The organism is Nocardioides aromaticivorans (assembly GCF_013408525.1).
In the GTDB taxonomy this organism is placed as follows: Bacteria; Actinomycetota; Actinomycetes; order Propionibacteriales; family Nocardioidaceae; genus Nocardioides; species Nocardioides aromaticivorans.
Map to the genome: position 1 here is coordinate 3,307,661 of NZ_JACBZM010000001.1, position 16,194 is coordinate 3,323,854.

Genomic DNA, 16,194 nt, shown 5'->3' on the forward strand with positions numbered 1-16,194 from the left:
GACCCACCAGCCCCCGAAGGAACCTCCGATGACCCAGCTCGCTGTCCTGCCCCTCCTCGAGGTCGTGCGTGAGCACGCCGCCGACCCCGACCTCCTCCACCTGCTCGACCACGACCCGGACGAGCGGACCTGGATCCGCCTGCTCGCCACCGAGGACTACGAGCTCTGGCTGATCTCGTGGCCGCCCGGTGCCGCCACTGACTGGCACGACCACGGCTCCTCCTCGGGTGCCTTCACCGTCCTCGACGGCCAGTTGACCGAGCACACCTTCGACGGCGGCCTCCAGCTGATCGACCTCGGCGTCGGCGACGGCAAGGCGTTCGGGGCCGGCTACGCGCACGACGTCCGCAATGCCACCGACCGGCCGGCGCTCTCCCTGCACGCGTACTCGCCGCGGCTCACCACGATGACCCGGTTCCGCTTCCGCGGCGACCGGCTCGAGGTGCTCGGCGTCGAGCGGGCAGGGGAGGAGTGGTGACCGCGCTGTTCGCTACCGTCGTCGACATGGTGCGCAAGGAGGGCCTCCGGCCCGCCCCGCGGTACGACGGCGTGGACGCCCTGCTCGCCGACGCCCGCTCGCGCCTCGACCGGATCAGCCCGCGGGCCGCGTTCCAGGAGCTGATCACCCACGAGGACGTGCTCCTCGTCGACATCCGCCCTGCCGCCCAGCGTGCCGCCGAGGGCGAGGTCGCGCAGACACTGGAGCCGCTCGTGATCGAGCGCAACGTGCTCGAGTGGCGCTTCGACCCGCGCAGCGACGCGCGGATCCCCGAGGCGTCGTACGACCTCCGGGTGATCGTGCTGTGCCAGGAGGGCTACACCTCCTCGCTGGCGGCGGATGCGCTGCAGTCGCTGGGCATCCACCGGGCCACCGATGTCGTCGGTGGCTTCGCGGCCTGGCGGGCCGCCGGCCTGCCGGTGGCCGGCGTCGTCGCCTGATCAGGGCGTCTTGCCCTCCTGGACGTCGCAGTCGCACAGGCCCGCGATGTCCTCGGCGAGGTCGGGCAGGCTCACGATGCTGACCAGGGCGACGGCCGCACCGTCCTGGACGACGTCGTACGAGAAGGCGAAGTTCGCCTCGACGAAGGCTGTCGTGGTGGCCTCGTCGGCGAACTCGGCGTAGAGGACCTCGGCCGGGGTGGAGGCGCTGACATCCGCCTCGGCCGCCCAGCAGCCGAGCTCGTGCGCCTCCGTGGCCTCGCCGAAGAGAGGGGCGAGGGTCGGGTTGACGTCGGTCCACTTGTGGGCGGCGCAGTCGGCGTCCGCCGGAACCTCGCTCGCCACGAGGTCCTCGACGGCCTCGAAGCTGAGGTGGGCATTCTGTTGGGTGCGGTCGTCGGCTCCGGTGTCGCCGTCGTCGTCGGACCCGCCGCAGGCGGTGAGGCCGAGCAGGAGTGCCGGAAGCACGGACAGGGCGATGGCGCCGGACCGGCGCAGGGGGAGTGCGGGCATGGGGGGCTGCCTTTCCGAGAGTGCGAGGTGAGGCGACCCTAGGGCGGCCGTCGCCGGGTGTCCGGTGGTTGGGGAATCCTTTGCCCGACGGGGCTTTCGGCGCTGGTCCGGCTGGGTAGCGTTGGGGTATGGCATACGAGGTCGAGAAGACGGACGAGGAGTGGCGCGCGGCGCTGACTCCCGAGGAGTACCAGGTGCTCCGCAAGGCGGGCACCGAGCGTGCCTTCACGGGTGAGTACACCGACACCGAGACCACGGGCGTCTACCGGTGCAAGGCCTGCCAGGCCAAGCTGTTCGAGTCCGACACGAAGTTCCACTCGGGGTGCGGCTGGCCCAGCTTCTACCAGCCGATCAGCGACACCATCGAATACATCGAGGACAACTCGCACGGCATGAAGCGGGTCGAGGTCCGCTGCGCCAACTGCGGCTCGCACCTGGGCCACGTGTTCCCCGACGGCTACGGCACGCCGACCGGCGACCGCTACTGCATCAACTCGATCTCGCTGACCCTGGAGCCTGCTGACGGCTGACGCCGGACCGACGCCGGCTTGACGGACGCCGGACTTGCACATGAGAATCATTCTCATGTTGATCAAGTCCGGTGTCCTCGTCGTCCTCTCCTCCCTGACCTCGGGCGCTCTCGTCGCCTGCGGCACGGAGGGGTCGCCGTCCTCCTCGTCCTCCTCGTCCCCGTCGTCCACGCCTGCGGCCGCCACCGAGGTGGAGGCGCCCAGCCCCCGCCTCGCGATGACGTACGACGGAGGCGTGCTCGTCCTCGACGCGGGGTCCGGCGAGGTGCTGCTCGACGAGGAGGTCGACGGGTTCCTGCGGCTCAACCCCGCGGGGGACGGCCGGCACCTGCTCGTGTCGGGGGCCGGCGGGTTCACCGCCCTCGACACCGGCGCGTGGACCGACGAGCACGGCGACCACGGGCACTCCTGGGCCACCGAGCCGCGGCTGACCGGCTTCACCATCGACGCCCAGGAGCCCGGCCACGTCGTCCCGCACCACGGGCGGACGACCGTCTTCGACGACGGGACCGGCGCCATCACGGCGTTCGACCCGGCCGACCTGGCCGAGGGTGAACCGGAGCTCGACACCTGGCAGGCGGACGAGGCACACCACGGCGTCGCCGTGCAGGACGGCCACGGCAACCTGATCCTGACCGTCGGCGACGAGGAGTCCCGCAGCGGCATCAGGCTGATCACCGCCGCCGGCAACGAGCTGGCCTCCTCCGACGAGTGCCCCGGGGTGCACGGCGAGGCCTTCGCCGGCGACGTCGCGCTCTTCGGGTGCGAGGACGGGGTACTGGTCGTCGACGGCCGCGAGATCACGAAGGTCGACGCGCCCGACGCCTACGGCCGGATCGGCAACCAGGCCGGCCACGACACCTCGCGCTACGTGCTCGGCGACTACAAGGTCGACGCCGACGCCGAGCTCGAGCGGCCGACGCGGGTCTCGATCATCGACACCCGGACCGCGTCGCTGCGGCTCGTCGACCTGCCGGCGAGCTACAGCTTCCGCTCCCTCGGCCGTACGCCGGACGGCGACGCGCTGGTACTCGGCACCGACGGCCGGCTGCACGTCATCGACGTGGCGACGGCGAAGGTGACGGCGTCGGTCCCGGTCACCGCGAAGTGGCGCGAGCCGCTCGACTGGCACCAGCCCCGGCCGCTCCTGGAGGTCGTCGGCGACACGGCCTATGTCACCGAGCCGGCGACGAAGCAGGTCCACGTCGTCGACCTCGGGACCCTCGAGGTCGTCGACAGCCTGGAGGTGCCCCAGGTGCCGAGCGAGCTGCGCGGCGTCACCGGTTGATCCGGCCCGCCGTCGGCACCAGCCCGTAGGCTCGCCGCATGGCGAAGACCGCTGCGGCGATGGTGCAGGCCGGCGACCGCGAGGTCCGGGTGTCCAGTCCCGACCGGGTGATCTACGAGGCGACCGACCGGACGCCCGAGGTGACCAAGCTGATGGTGGCGGAGTACTTCGTCGCGGTCGAGGACGGGCTGATGCGGGCCCTGCGGGACCGGCCGACAGCCCTCGAGCGGTGGCCCGACGGCTACCGCGAGGGCTTCCGGCTCTCCACCGGCTACGGCGACGACGGCGAGGGCTTCTACCAGAAGCGCGTCCCCAAGGGCGCTCCCGACTACGTCGACCCGGTGCGGATCACCTTCCCCTCGGGGCGCACCGCCGAGGAGATCTGCTCCACCGAGATCGCCGTGCCGGTCTGGTGCGCGCAGATGGGGACCCTGACCTTCCACCCGTGGCCGGTGCGTCGGGCCGACGTCGACCACCCCGACGAGCTCCGCATCGACCTCGACCCCCAGCCGGGCACGGGGTTCGCCGACGCGGTCCGGGTCGCCGGGGTGGCCGACGAGCTGCTCCGCGAGCTCGGGCTCGTCGGCTTCCCCAAGACCTCGGGCAACCGGGGCGTCCACGTCTACGTCCGGATCGAGCCGCGCTGGACCTTCGAGGACGTCCGCCACGCCGCGATCGCCTTCGGCCGCGAGCTCGCCCGGCGCGACGAACAGGTGACCACGGCCTGGTGGAAGGAGGAGCGGGGCGAGCGGATCTTCGTCGACTTCAACCAGAACAACCGCGACCGCACCATCGCCTCGGCCTACTCGCTGCGGCCCAAGCCGGGGGCGCCGGTCTCGACGCCGGTCACCTGGTCCGAGCTCCCCGAGGTCTCCGACCCCCGCGACTTCAACCTCTTCACCGTGACCGAGCGCGTGGCCGACGGGGACCCGTGGGCCGCGATCGACGAGGCGTCGTACTCCCTCGAGCCGCTGCTCGACCTCTGGCAGCAGCAGGTCGACGCGGGCGAGGGCGAGCTCAACTTCCCGCCCGACTACCCGAAGATGCCGGGCGAGCCGCCGCGGGTGCAGCCCAGCAAGAAGGTCGCCGAACACTGGGACGAGCAGGGCAACCGGGTCGAGGGGACCTAGCCCAGCGTCGTCAGGCGGGCAGGCCCCGCACGACCGCCACCTCGCACAGCCGCGCGAGGTCGCTGCGCACGCGGGGGTCGAGGCCCGGCACCGCGTGGGCGACCAGCAGGTGCACCGCGCAGCGGGCTGCCTGGCCGGGGTGGGGCAGGCCGAGCCCGGGCGCCATCGCGACCGCTGACTCGCACAGGTCGACGACCCGGTCGCGCTCGGAGGCGCTCAGGCACGTGCCCGTGAGCGCCTCGAAGAGGCGGACGTCGAGGGTGTGCAGGGCCGACATGACAGGTCAACGACCGGACGGATCCGGCTGTTACGCCATGCAGGGCGCGGGTTCAGGACTCGTCGTGCTCGAGCAGGTGGAGCACCGGTACGCCGAGCTTGCGGCGGGCCCGCGAGGTCCAGTCGACGTGGAAGAACTCCGCCACCAGGTGCGGCCGGGTGAGGATGATCGCCTCCCGGCCGTCGACCTCCTTGACCTTGCGGGTCAGCGCGTCGACCGGCGGGTCGGTGACGATCGCGCGACTGCCCACGTGGGCGCCGGTCGCGGTCAGCGCCTCGGCGGTCGTGGCGAGGTCGCGGTCGGCCTGCTCGCGGTACTCCTCGCGCAGGTGGTCGATCTCGTCGGGCGACGGCGTCATCGGAGGCGCGATCAGGTCGGCGCCACCGATCACGCCCAGTGAGGCCTCGACGGCCGCCGCGGCGTCGGCCATCGGCAGGAGGACGTGGTAGATCACCTCGATCGTCGGGTCGTCGTCCAGCTCGACGTGCAGGGCACGGACCTGGGCGGCGTCGGCGGGCGTGAGGGCCTGTTCGACGAGGAGGACGACGTCGTACGGCTCCTCGGTCGGCGCGGACTCGGTGGTCATGGCTCCATCCTGCCGCGCCGGTGGGCGCGGGTCGAGGACCGGGGTCGGTCAGCCGCCGAGCACGTCGGCGAGGTCGTACTTCACCGGCTGCTCGAGCTGGTCGTAGCCGCACGACTCCGGGTCGCGGTCCTCGCGCCACCGCTTGAAGTGGGCGGTGTGGCGGAAGCGGGAGCCCTCCATGGCGTCGTACTTGACCTCGATGACGCGCTCGGGGCGCAGCGGCGTGAAGGAGAGGTCCTTGCCCTGGCTCCACCGGCTCTGCGTGCCCGGCTGGCGGCCCGGGTTGGCGACGAGGAACTCCTGCCACCGGCCCCACGGGTGCTCCTCGATCGGGCAGACGAGAGGCTGGAGCTCCTGCCACAGCTCCGCCCGCCGCGCGGCGGTGAAGCTGGCGCTGACGCCGATGTGCTGGAGCTCGCCGCCGTCGTACAGGCCGAGCAGGAGGCTGCCGATGAGCGGCTTCTCGGGCGTGCTCGTCTTGTGCTCGCGGTAGCCGGCGAGCACCACGTCGGCCGTGCGCTCGTGCTTGATCTTCAGCATGGTGCGGGCGTTCTCCGCGTACGGCGCACTCATCGGCTTCGCCACGACCCCGTCGAGCCCGGCGCCCTCGAACTGGTGGAACCACTCCTCGGCGACGGCGGGATCGGTGCTCGTGCGGGTCAGGTGGCACCGCCCGGTGTCGGGGCCGAGGTGGGCGAGCGCCTGCTCGAGGGCGGCCCGCCGCTCGCTGAACGGCCGGTCGACGTACGACTCGTCGCCGAGTGCCAGCAGGTCGAAGGCGACGAAGTCGGCGGGCGTCTGCTCGGAGAGCAGCTTGATCCGCGACGCGGCGGGGTGGATCCGCTCCTGGAGGACCTCGAACTGCAGGCGTCCCTTGCCGTCGGCCCCGTCGAGCGCCACGAAGATCTCGCCGTCGAGCACGCACCGCTCGGGCAGCTCCGCCTTCACGGCCTCCACCAGCTCGGGGAAGTAGCGCGTCAGCGGCTTGGTGTTGCGGCTCGCGAGCTCCACCTCGTCGCCGTCGCGGAACAGGATGCAGCGGAAGCCGTCCCACTTCGGCTCGAAGCTGAGGCCCAGCGGGTCGTGCTTCGCCGGGTCCGGCACGCCGGAGACGGCCTTCGCGAGCATCGGCTGGACGGGCGGCATCACGGGGAGGTCCACGTGGGTGAGACTAGTCAGGGGTCCGACACTCATCGCTCCACCGCATTGTCCCGATCTCGACGTACGACGACCGAAAACCGCGTGCTCCGGCCCTTGCCCGGCCCCTAGATTCGGACGGGTGACGTCGACCCCCGCGCAGGCCGCTCCCGTCTCGTCCGGGAGCTCCGCGCCCCCGGCCTGGCAGCCGGTGGCGGCGATCGGGGTCACGCTGGTCCTCTGGGCCTCCGCCTTCGTGGCGATCCGGCACCTCGGCCACGAGGTGACGCCGGGTGCGCTGTCGCTGGGGCGGCTCCTGATCGCCGCGGTGGTGCTCTCGGCGCTCCTGGCGCGCGCTCCGCGGAGCCGGCTCACCCGCGCCGAGGTGATCCTGCTGGTGTGCTGCGGGGTCGCGTGGTTCGGGATCTACAACATCGCCCTCAACGACAGCGAGCGCAGGATCGACGCGGCGACCGCGGCCATGGTCGTCCAGGTCGGGCCGATCCTGATCGCCCTGCTGGCCGCACTCTTCCTCGGCGAGCGGCTCACGGGATGGTTGCTGCTCGGGATGGCGATCGCCTTCGGCGGCGTCGTCGTGATCGGCAGCGCGATGCGCGGGGACGGCGGATCCGACCTCGACGGGGTGCTGCTGGCGCTGCTCGCCGCCGTGACCTACGCGATCGGCGTGGTGTGCCAGAAGGTGCTGCTGCGCCGGCTCTCCGGCCTGGAGGTGACCTGCTACGCGTGCTGGATCGGCGCCGTCGTCTGCCTGCCGTGGCTCGGCGACCTCGGCGACGTGGTGCAGCACGGCAGCGCCGGGACGCTGCTGCTGATCGCCTACCTGGGCATGTTCCCGACCGCGCTCGCCTTCCTCACCTGGGCCTTCGCGCTGCGCTACACCGACGCGGGCAAGCAGTCGCTGACGACCTTCCTCGTCCCGGCCATCGCGGCGGTGCTGGCGTGGGTGCTGCTGGACGAGGTGCCGCCCGTCCTGGCCTTCGTCGGCGGCGCCCTGTGCATCGTCGGGGTGCTCGTGACGCGACGGAAGCCGCGCCAGAGTTGATTCAACCGGAAGATTTCCGGTTGAATGGCTCACATGACGGATGTTCTTTCGCTCACCGACCGCGCCGCCGCCCACCGTGACGCCGTGGTGGCCGATCCCGCCTGGCGGACCCTGAAGGACGCCGTCGAGCAGGTCCGCACCTGGCAGCTCGCCGACGGCTCGATCGACCTGGCCGCCGAGGGCGCCCCGTCCCGCGAGAGCGTGGTCGCGAGCGTCGCCGAGATCGTCACCTCGATCGAGGCGCTCTCGCCGCTGCTCCCGCACGACGCGGCGTACCACCGCGCCCTCGTCGCCGACCTGCGCCGCTGGGCCGAGACGGGCTTCGGCGTCCCCGACTTCCTCGACTCGCTGCTCGCCTTCCAGCCGGCCGCCGACCGGGCCGACGGTCGTCAGCACCTCGTCGTGTTCCCGATGTACACCCAGAACGGCAACCCGCACCGCAACCTCGAGGCCGTCGCGTTCCGCATGGTCTGGCCCGAGTGGCTCGCGGACCTCGAGGCCACGCGCTACGACAACCCGCTGTTCTGCGGCATCGCGTTCGAGGACTTCACCAGCGGCTACGACACCAACTCGGCCGTGCTCTTCCCCGAGACCGTCGCGGTGCGCGAGGTGCCCGAGCGGTTCAGCTGGGGCGGCATCTTCTGCGACCGTGAGGCCGCCCGCTTCCGTCGCGTCGGCACCGCCGCCGTCGACCTGCTCGGCGTCGAGCTGCCCGAGGAGGTCCGCGGCCTGCTCGAGGACCAGCAGCGCAGCCAGGACGCGTTCGTGCTGTGGGACATGATCCACGACCGCGCGCACAGCCACGGCGACCTGCCCTTCGACCCGTTCATGATCAAGCAGCGCCAGCCGTTCTGGATGTACGGCCTGGAGGAGCTGCGCTGCGACCTGACCGCGTTCCGCGCGGCCGTCGAGCTCGAGACGGAGGGCAACGAGGTCGCCGCGGACGCGCAGCACGCGATCCTGCTCGACCGGATGTTCCGCTTCCCGGTCACCGGCGAGCGCACCCGCAACTACGACGGCCTCGGTGGCCAGCTGCTGTTCGCCTACCTGCACCAGCACGACGCGATCCGCTGGACCGACAACAAGCTGCGCATCGACTGGGACCTCGCGCCCCAGGTCACCAACGCGCTCCTCGGCGAGATCGAGCAGCTCTACCGCGACGGCATCGACCGGCCGAAGATCGTGCACTGGCAGGCCGCCTACGAGCTGGTCAGCCGCTACCTCGCGCCGCACCCTGCCTCGAAGTGGGCCCGGGGCGCCGAGGCGCTCGACTTCTCCAAGCAGCCGCGCGAGCTGGTCGACGACGTGCTGGCCGACGAGTTCCCGCTGAGCATGTTCTTCGAGGCGCTGGCCAAGAAGCTCAAGAACGTGATCGCGGAGACCCGCGGCATCACCGCCGCCGCATGACCCGCGTCATCGCGGTCGCCGGTGCCGGCGGCCCGGCGGGTCGTGCCGTCGTACGCCGCCTCGCCGCCGGCGGTGCCGTCGTCGCCGCCGCCGACGCCGACGCGTCCCGGCTCGACGGGCTGGAGGCCGAGGCCAGCGTCGTGGACCTGCTCGACCCGGACGCCACCCGGGCGTGGATCGACGGCATCGTCGCCGCGCACGGCCGTCTCGACGGGGTCGTCCACCTCGTCGGCGGCTGGCGCGGCGGCAAGGGCCTGACGGCCGAGGCGCTCGACCACTGGGCGGTGCTCGAGCCGCTCCTGGTGCGCACCCTGCAGCACACCTCGCTCGCCGCGCAGGCGTCGCTGGTCGAGTCCGGTGGCCGGTTCGTGGTGGTCAGCGCCGCCGGTGCCGGCGCGCCGACCGCCGGCAACGCGTCCTACGCCGCCGCGAAGGCCGCCGCCGAGGCCTGGACCCTCGCCCTGGCCCACGCCTTCGGCCGGGCGGACGGGGACGCCGCCGCTACGATCCTCGTGGTCAAGGCCCTGCTCGACGACGCGATGCGCGCTGCCCGCCCGGACGCCGCGTTCGACGGCTTCACCCACGTCGACGATCTGGCCGAGACGATCGCCGGTCTGTGGGACCGGCCGAGCGCCGAGCTGAACGGAGAGCGACTGTGGCTGACGCCGCAACCCTGAGCACCGCCGCCCGACGGCGGCACGACCCCGAGGTCCGGCAGTTCGCCAGCGACAACTACGCGGGGGTGCATCCCGAGGTGCTGGCCGCGGTCGCGCTGGCCAACGGCGGCCACCAGGTGTCGTACGGCGAGGACGCCTACACCGAGCACCTCCAGGTGCTCATGGCCGGGCTGTTCGGCGACGGCGTCGAGGCCTACCCGGTCTTCAACGGCACCGGCGCCAACGTCGTGGGCCTCCAGGCGCTCACCGACCGCTGGGGTGCGGTGATCTGCGCCGAGAGCGCCCACATCAACGTCGACGAGGGCGGCGCGCCCGAGCGGATGGGCGGCCTCAAGCTGCACCCCGTCGCCACCCCCGACGGCAAGCTCACCCCTGAGCTGGTCGACCGGCAGGCCTGGGGCTTCGACGACGAGCACCGCGCGATGCCGCAGGTCGTCTCGATCACCCAGTCCACCGAGCTCGGCACGCTCTACACGCCCGACGAGGTGCGCGCGCTCGCCGAGCACGCCCACGGCCTCGGCATGCGGCTGCACCTCGACGGCGCCCGGCTCGCCAACGCGGCCGCCGCGCTCGACGTACCGGTCCGGGAGTTCACCTCCGATGCCGGCGTCGACGTGCTGTCGTTCGGTGCCACCAAGAACGGGGCGCTGGCCGGTGAGGCCGTCGTCATCCTGAACCCCGGCGCCGTCAGCCACCTCAAGCACCTGCGCAAGCTGTCGATGCAGCTGGCCAGCAAGATGCGCTTCGTCTCGGTGCAGTTCGAGGCGCTGCTGGCCGACGGACTGTGGCTGCGCCTCGCCGGCCACGCGAACGCCATGGCACAGCGCCTCGCCGCGGGCGTCCGCGAGATCGACGGCGTCGAGCTGTTGTACCCGGTGCAGGCCAACGGCGTGTTCGCCCGCCTGCCCCACGACGTCAGCCGCCGGCTGATGGAGCGGCACCGCTTCTACTTCTGGGACGAGGCCGCCGGCGACGTGCGGTGGATGTGCTCCTTCGACACCACCGAGGACGACATCGACGCCTTCCTGGCGGCGCTGCGCGAGGAGATGGGCCGCGCCTGAGGGCACCGGTCCCGCCTTGCGAGTGAGGCGCTGAAGGGGATGGAGCCGGTGACAGGATTTGAACCCGCGACCCTCTTATTACAAGTAAGACGCTCTACCAACTGAGCTACACCGGCGGCGCGCTCTCGGAGCGCCCGGCAATCCTAGTCAGCGGGTCGTCCGTCGCGTGGGCCGGGCGGGACGTCATGCGAAGTGGTCGTCCCGGCGGCCGTTTCGTATGACGTCCGGGCGGGCCCGGTGCGATCTGCGCGGGTCTGGTGCGATCCGGGCGGGACGTCATGCGAAGCGGTCGTCCGAACGACCGGAACGCATGACGCAAGCCGCTGGAGCCGCACAAGCCGCTGGAGGCGCACAAGCCGCTTGGAGGCGGGGCCGGGCGCGGGATCAGCGCAGACGCCGGACCTCGAACCGGGCCGGGGGAGCGGCGATCGCGTCCTGCGCCCCGATGATCTGCAGCTCCCGCGTGCCGGCGGTGAGGGTCGCCTCGAGCACCGCGAACACCGATGACGTGGTGCGCCCGAGGGCGACGGCGGGGGAGCCGGACTCGAGCAGGTGGGCCAGGTAGAGCGCCGCGGTCAGGTCGCCGCCGCCGTTGGGGGCGATCGGGAGCAGCGGCGTGGTGACGGCCCACGCGCCCTCGTCGGAGACGGCCACGAGCTCGAGGGTCTCCTCGTGGGCGGCGTCGTTGTCGTCGTACCGGACGGAGGTGACGAGGACGTCGCGCGGCCCGCGGGCGCGGACGGCGTCGACCGCGTCGAGGACCTCGTCGGCGGTGCGGGCCTCGCCGCCGGCGAGGAACTCCAGCTCGAAGTGGTTGGGCGTCAGTACGTCGGCCTGCGGGACGACCTCGTCGCGGATGAACTCGGGGATCCCGGGGCGGACGAAGACGCCGCGTCCGACGTCGCCGATGACCGGGTCGCAGCAGTAGACGGCCGCGGGGTTGAGCGACTTCACGGTCGCGACGGCGTCGAGGATGACCGCGCCCATGGCGGGGTCGCCCTGGTAGCCGGAGAGGACGGCGTCGCAGTCGCCCAGCACGTCGCGGTCGCCGATCCCGGCGATCACCTCGGCCACATCGGCCGGCGCGAGCAGCGGGCCGCGCCAGGCGCCGTACCCGGTGTGGTTGGAGAAGTGGACGGTGAACACCGGCCACACCTCGTGGCCCAGGCGCTGCAGCGGGAACACCGCCGCGGAGTTGCCGACGTGGCCGTAGGCGACCGAGGACTGGATGGACAGGATCCGCACCCGCCCATCCTGCTGCAGCCGGACCGAAGACGGAAAGTGAAACCCTTTCGTGAAGAAACTAGAACGCGTTACAGTGTGCTCGCCGGGCCCCCTATGACCCCGGTCACCCCGAGCGAAGGATGGGATCAGCGCGATGGCCAAGCGCCCGACGTACAGCAACGAAGCCGACTACGTGGTGGTCGGATCCGGCAGCTCCGGCGCGATCGTCGCCGGCCGCCTGGCCCAGTCCGGGGCGACGGTGATCCTGCTGGAGGCCGGCAAGTCCGACGAGAAGGGCATGCACGGCTACTTCACCCGCAAGCCGGGCATGATCGGCCCGATGCACTCCGAGCCGCGGCTCGAGAAGCTCTTCGACTGGGGCTACCGCTCCGTGCCGCAGCCCGGCCTCGACGGTCGGCGGATGCCCGTCCCACGCGGCAAGGTGGGCGGCGGCTCCTCGTCGGTCAACGGCATGGTCTACGTCCGTGGCAACCGGGCCAACTACGACTCGTGGGCGGCCGAGGGCAACGTGGGCTGGGACGCCGACAGCGCCAATGCCGCGTTCAAGCGCTACGAGGACTTCGAGGACGGCGAGAACGCCTACCGCGGTGCGGGCGGCCCGATCAAGATCACGCGCAACAAGACGCCGCAGGAGGCGAGCCTGCAGTTCATCCAGGCCACCGCCGACACCCTCGGCGTCAAGGTGCTCGACGACTACAACGGCGCCGAGCAGGAGGGCATCGCGCGGATGCAGCAGAACGCCGCCGACGGCGTCCGCTACTCGGCGACCCGTGGCTACGTGCACGACCTCGCGCCGCGCACGCTCGAGTTCCAGACCGAGGTGCTCGTCACGAAGGTCGTCGTCAAGGACGGCCGGGCGACGGGCGTCGAGGTCGTCGACGAGGGCAAGGGTGGCGGCACCCGGCGCTTCATCAAGGCGGGCAAGGAGGTCATCCTCTCGGCCGGCTTCGCCAACAGCCCGCAGCTGCTCATGCTGTCCGGCATCGGCCACGCCGACCACCTGGCCAGCCTCGGCATCGACTGCGTCGCGGACCTCCCGGTGGGCGACAACCTGCACGACCACCTGTTCCACCCGCTGTCGTTCCACGTGCCGAGCGTGAAGTACCGCGGCAACGCCTGGACCTTCTTCAAGGGCATCGCGCGCGACGTCGTCCGTGGCGACTCGTTCCTCGACAACTCCGTCTTCGAGTCGGTCGGATTCGTCCGTACGTCGATGGCGACCGACATCCCCGACCTGCAGCTGCACATGCTGCCCTGGGCGTACCCGAGCCCCAACCAGGACGAGCCGATCCGCCACATCCCCGACGGCCGTCCCTCGCTCACGGTCTTCTCGACGCTCATCTACCCCAAGAGCCGCGGCACGTTGCGCCTCGCCTCCGCCGACCCGAAGGCGGCCCCGCTCGTCGACTACGGCTTCTTCACCCACCCCGACGACGTCGAGGTGCTCGCCGAGGGCACCGAGATGATCCGCGAGATCATGGCCTCCGCGGCCTTCGGCGGCGCGGTCAAGGAGGAGATCCACCCCGGACCGTCGATCCCGAACGGCAAGGAGCTGCGGGTCGCGCTCAAGAACCGCTCGACGTCGGTCTACCACGGCGTCGGCACCTGCCGGATGGGCGTCGACGAGCGCGCCGTCGTCGGCCCGGACCTCAAGGTCCGTGGCATCGAGGGCCTCCGGGTCGCGGACGCGTCGATCATGCCGAGCATCACCGGCGGCAACACCAACGCGCCCTGCTACATGATCGGCGAGAAGGCCGCCGAGCTCATCCTGGGCGGGGTCTCGTGGTGACGGCCGGTACGCCGCAGCGGCCGGCGTCGGTCACCGACGAGCTCCTCGAGCGGCTCGTCGCTCGCGTCCCCGGCCGCACTGGCGCGACCTGGAAGCTCACCGAGGTCTACACCGGCGAGGTGCTCGTCGAGCTGCCCCAGTCGACCGAGCAGGACATCGAGGAGGCCTTCGCCGAGGCCCGCGCCGCCCAGGAGCTGTGGGCGCAGTGGCCGGTCGCCAAGCGGCTCGAGGTCTTCGACCGTGCACACACCCTCCTCGTCGACAACGCCCACACGACCGCCGACCTGATCCAGGTGGAGAGCGGCAAGAACCGGCGGATGGCGATCGAGGAGACCTGCGACCCGCCGATGGTGATGTCGTACTACCTCAGGCGCGCGAAGAAGCTGCTCGCGCCGAAGAAGCACGGCGGCCCGGTGCCGATCGTGTCGGGCTCGACCGAGGTCCGCGTCCCGAAGGGCGTGGTCGGCATCATCGCGCCGTGGAACTTCCCGTTCGCGACGGGCCTGTCCGACGCGATCCCGGCGCTGATCGCCGGCAACGCCGTCGTGGTGAAGCCGGACAACAAGACCGCGCTCTCGCCGCTCTACGGCATCTCGCTGCTCGAGGAGGCGGGTCTCCCGAAGGGCCTCTTCCAGGTCGTCTGCGGCGAGGGTCCCGACATCGGCCCGACGCTGATCGACAACGCCGACTACGTCATGTTCACCGGCTCCACCGCCACCGGCCGGGTCATCGGCGAGCGCGCCGGTCGCAACCTGATCGGCTGCTGCCTCGAGCTCGGCGGCAAGAACCCGATGATCGTGCTCGACGACGTCAACGTCGAGGAGTGGGTCGAGGGCACCACCTTCGGCGTCTTCGGCAACACCGGCCAGATCTGCATGCACATCGAGCGGATCTACCTCCCCGAGAGCCGGTACGACGAGCTGAAGTCGGCCTTCGTCGAGCGGGCCGCGAACCTGCAGATCGGCGCGGCCTACGACTTCGGGCCCGAGATCGGCTCGCTGGTCAGCCCCGACCACCGCGACCGCGTCGCGTCGCACGTGGAGGACGCCGTCGCGAAGGGGGCGACCGTGCTGACCGGGGGTCGGGCCCGGCCCGACATCGGCCCCGCCTTCTTCGAGCCGACGGTCCTCGAGGGCGTCACGAAGGACATGCTGGCCGGCCACACCGAGACCTTCGGACCGGTCGTGTCGCTGTACCCGTACCGCACCGTCGACGAGGCGATCCACCTCGCCAATGACACCGACTACGGGCTCAATGCCTCGGTCTGGGGCGGCGACCTCGCCCGCGCCGAGGCCGTCGCTGCGCGGATCGAGTCGGGCAATGTCAACATCAACGACGCGCTCGCCACGGCGTACGCGTCGAAGGGCTCGCCGTCGGGCGGCGTGAAGAAGTCCGGCGTCGGCGCCCGCCACGGCGACCAGGGCCTGCTGAAGTACACCGATGCCAAGAACGTCGCGGTGCTCAAGAAGCAGGTCATGGGCCCGCGTCCGGGCCAGGCCTACGAGGCCTACGTCAAGCAGATGCTGGGCTCGCTGAAGCTGATGAAGAAGCTCCGCGTCCGCTGACCCGGACCGACCGTCACGAGACGCACGAACGGCCGGCGTGGTCACCCACGCCGGCCGTTCCTCGTGCGGCTCAGGCCTCGATCGCCTCACGGCCCTCGGCCGGGGCGGAGCCGCCGATCTCGATCTTGCGCGGCTTCGCCTTCTCCGCGACGGGCACGACCAGGCGCAGCACGCCGTTGTCGTAGTTCGCGTCGATGCGCTCGAGGTCGAGGTTGTCGCCCAGGACGAGCTGGCGCGAGAACTGGCCGTGCGTCCGCTCGGACGCGAGCCGCTGCCAGTCGCCGTTGCCCGCGACCCGCTCGGCCTTGATCGTCACCACGTTGCGCTCGACGTCGATGTCGATGCTCTCGCGGTTGACGCCCGGGAGGTCGAACTCGAGGACGAACTCGTCGCCCTGGCGCCACGCGTCCATCGGCATGACGGCCGGGCGGTTGGTCGTGCCCCATCCGGCGCCGAGGAGCTGGCCGGTCAGCCTGTCGAAGTCGCGGAACGGATCGGTGGTACGCAGCAACATGACATGTCTCCCTTCGGTTTCACCGGCTCTCGGCCGGTCGCTGGATCTGCAATGACTGTTATAGATAATCTGTTGCCATGAATCAAGCCCAGCGGGAGCACAGGCGTGGTGTCTTCGCGATCTCGGTCGCGGCGGACCTGACCTCGCTGCAGATCCAGAACATCCGGGTCTACGAGCGACGCGGCCTGCTGGAGCCCGCGCGCAGCGAGGGCGGCACGCGGCTCTACAGCCGCGCCGACATCGAGACCCTCCACCGGATCCGCGACCTGCTCGCGGACGGGCTCAACCTCGCCGGGATCGCCAAGGTGCTCGAGCTCGAGGCCGAGGTGGCGCGGCTGAAGGCGCGGCTCGCCGATCGGCGGTGACGACGCCCGGTCATCGAGGAGGTCGCGCAGCGACCGTCGCGAGCGCCCGGTCGTCGAGGAGGTCGCGCAGCGACCGTCACGAGACGTCTGGCCCCGGGTGCGGTGGCC

Annotated in this window: 18 protein-coding genes and 1 tRNA gene; 12 read left to right on the top strand and 7 right to left on the bottom strand. The window is 71.5% G+C overall.

Annotated features, from left to right (window positions below; translation table 11 throughout):
• Positions 1-28: 28 nt before the first annotated feature.
• Positions 29-478: a cysteine dioxygenase gene (locus BJ993_RS15720; protein WP_179649830.1), complete on the top strand. Its 450-nt coding sequence runs from the start codon at positions 29-31 to the stop codon at positions 476-478.
• Positions 475-939, top strand: coding sequence for a rhodanese-like domain-containing protein (locus tag BJ993_RS15725; protein ID WP_308645594.1), 465 nt, complete (start codon positions 475-477; stop codon positions 937-939). The genes BJ993_RS15720 and BJ993_RS15725 overlap by 4 nt, the downstream gene beginning before the upstream one ends.
• Here the strand turns inward: BJ993_RS15725 and BJ993_RS15730 are convergent, their stop codons facing one another.
• The gene (locus BJ993_RS15730; RefSeq protein WP_179649831.1) at positions 940-1,452 is read right to left on the bottom strand and encodes a hypothetical protein; all 513 of its coding nucleotides are present in this window, start codon (positions 1,450-1,452) and stop codon (positions 940-942) included.
• 128 nt (positions 1,453-1,580) lie between these two features.
• On the opposite strand from BJ993_RS15730, the gene msrB reads away from it, so the two are divergent.
• From msrB to BJ993_RS15745, 3 genes are read left to right on the top strand one after another with little or no spacing between them, the layout of a single operon-like run.
• Positions 1,581-1,982, top strand: coding sequence for a peptide-methionine (R)-S-oxide reductase MsrB (gene msrB / locus BJ993_RS15735; protein WP_036547722.1), 402 nt, complete (start codon positions 1,581-1,583; stop codon positions 1,980-1,982).
• A gap of 55 nt (positions 1,983-2,037) precedes the next feature.
• Positions 2,038-3,270, top strand: a complete 1,233-nt coding sequence (gene aztD, locus BJ993_RS15740) for a zinc metallochaperone AztD (protein WP_179649833.1) — start codon at positions 2,038-2,040, stop codon at positions 3,268-3,270.
• A gap of 38 nt (positions 3,271-3,308) precedes the next feature.
• On the top strand, positions 3,309-4,400 hold the full coding sequence (locus tag BJ993_RS15745; protein ID WP_179649835.1) for a DNA polymerase domain-containing protein: 1,092 nt from the start codon (positions 3,309-3,311) through the stop codon (positions 4,398-4,400).
• Positions 4,401-4,410: 10 nt separating this feature from the next.
• On the opposite strand, the gene BJ993_RS15750 is transcribed toward BJ993_RS15745, so the two are convergent.
• Genes BJ993_RS15750 through BJ993_RS15760 form a run of 3 tightly spaced genes read right to left on the bottom strand, consistent with a single transcriptional unit; the run spans position 4,411 to position 6,424 of the window.
• Positions 4,411-4,677 carry a hypothetical protein gene (locus tag BJ993_RS15750; RefSeq protein WP_179649837.1) on the bottom strand — a complete coding sequence of 89 codons (267 nt, stop codon included), beginning with the start codon at positions 4,675-4,677 and terminating at the stop codon, positions 4,411-4,413.
• Between the two features lie 52 nt (positions 4,678-4,729).
• Complete coding sequence (locus BJ993_RS15755) at positions 4,730-5,263, bottom strand: hypothetical protein (protein ID WP_036547733.1); 534 nt, start codon at positions 5,261-5,263, stop codon at positions 4,730-4,732.
• A gap of 48 nt (positions 5,264-5,311) precedes the next feature.
• Complete coding sequence (locus BJ993_RS15760) at positions 5,312-6,424, bottom strand: ATP-dependent DNA ligase (protein WP_179649839.1); 1,113 nt, start codon at positions 6,422-6,424, stop codon at positions 5,312-5,314.
• Between the two features lie 118 nt (positions 6,425-6,542).
• On the opposite strand from BJ993_RS15760, the gene BJ993_RS15765 reads away from it, so the two are divergent.
• The 4 genes from BJ993_RS15765 to BJ993_RS15780 are packed head-to-tail and all read left to right on the top strand — an operon-like array spanning position 6,543 to position 10,608.
• Positions 6,543-7,463: a DMT family transporter gene (locus tag BJ993_RS15765; RefSeq protein WP_308645595.1), complete on the top strand. Its 921-nt coding sequence runs from the start codon at positions 6,543-6,545 to the stop codon at positions 7,461-7,463.
• Positions 7,464-7,496: 33 nt separating this feature from the next.
• Positions 7,497-8,870 carry a DUF6421 family protein gene (locus BJ993_RS15770; RefSeq protein ID WP_179649841.1) on the top strand — a complete coding sequence of 458 codons (1,374 nt, stop codon included), beginning with the start codon at positions 7,497-7,499 and terminating at the stop codon, positions 8,868-8,870.
• Positions 8,867-9,547: an SDR family oxidoreductase gene (locus BJ993_RS15775; protein ID WP_179649843.1), complete on the top strand. Its 681-nt coding sequence runs from the start codon at positions 8,867-8,869 to the stop codon at positions 9,545-9,547. Before BJ993_RS15770 ends, BJ993_RS15775 begins: the two co-directional genes overlap by 4 nt.
• Positions 9,526-10,608: a threonine aldolase family protein gene (locus BJ993_RS15780; protein WP_036547742.1), complete on the top strand. Its 1,083-nt coding sequence runs from the start codon at positions 9,526-9,528 to the stop codon at positions 10,606-10,608. Before BJ993_RS15775 ends, BJ993_RS15780 begins: the two co-directional genes overlap by 22 nt.
• A gap of 40 nt (positions 10,609-10,648) precedes the next feature.
• Here the strand turns inward: BJ993_RS15780 and BJ993_RS15785 are convergent.
• Both BJ993_RS15785 and pdxY read right to left on the bottom strand, forming a co-directional pair.
• A tRNA-Thr gene (locus BJ993_RS15785) sits at positions 10,649-10,724 on the bottom strand.
• A gap of 268 nt (positions 10,725-10,992) precedes the next feature.
• Positions 10,993-11,853, bottom strand: a complete 861-nt coding sequence (gene pdxY, locus BJ993_RS15790; protein WP_179649845.1) for a pyridoxal kinase PdxY — start codon at positions 11,851-11,853, stop codon at positions 10,993-10,995.
• 133 nt (positions 11,854-11,986) lie between these two features.
• Between pdxY and BJ993_RS15795 the strand changes: the two genes are divergently transcribed.
• Together BJ993_RS15795 and BJ993_RS15800 are read left to right on the top strand one after the other, a co-directional pair.
• On the top strand, positions 11,987-13,642 hold the full coding sequence (locus tag BJ993_RS15795) for a GMC family oxidoreductase (protein ID WP_036547747.1): 1,656 nt from the start codon (positions 11,987-11,989) through the stop codon (positions 13,640-13,642).
• On the top strand, positions 13,639-15,207 hold the full coding sequence (locus tag BJ993_RS15800) for a succinic semialdehyde dehydrogenase (protein ID WP_179649847.1): 1,569 nt from the start codon (positions 13,639-13,641) through the stop codon (positions 15,205-15,207). The genes BJ993_RS15795 and BJ993_RS15800 overlap by 4 nt, the downstream gene beginning before the upstream one ends.
• 70 nt (positions 15,208-15,277) lie before the next feature.
• Here the strand turns inward: BJ993_RS15800 and BJ993_RS15805 are convergent, their stop codons facing one another.
• The gene (locus BJ993_RS15805) at positions 15,278-15,721 is read right to left on the bottom strand and encodes an Hsp20/alpha crystallin family protein (RefSeq protein ID WP_179649849.1); all 444 of its coding nucleotides are present in this window, start codon (positions 15,719-15,721) and stop codon (positions 15,278-15,280) included.
• 77 nt (positions 15,722-15,798) lie between these two features.
• On the opposite strand from BJ993_RS15805, the gene BJ993_RS15810 reads away from it, so the two are divergent.
• Positions 15,799-16,086, top strand: a complete 288-nt coding sequence (locus BJ993_RS15810; protein ID WP_179649851.1) for a MerR family transcriptional regulator — start codon at positions 15,799-15,801, stop codon at positions 16,084-16,086.
• The last annotated feature ends 108 nt before the right edge of the window (positions 16,087-16,194 follow it).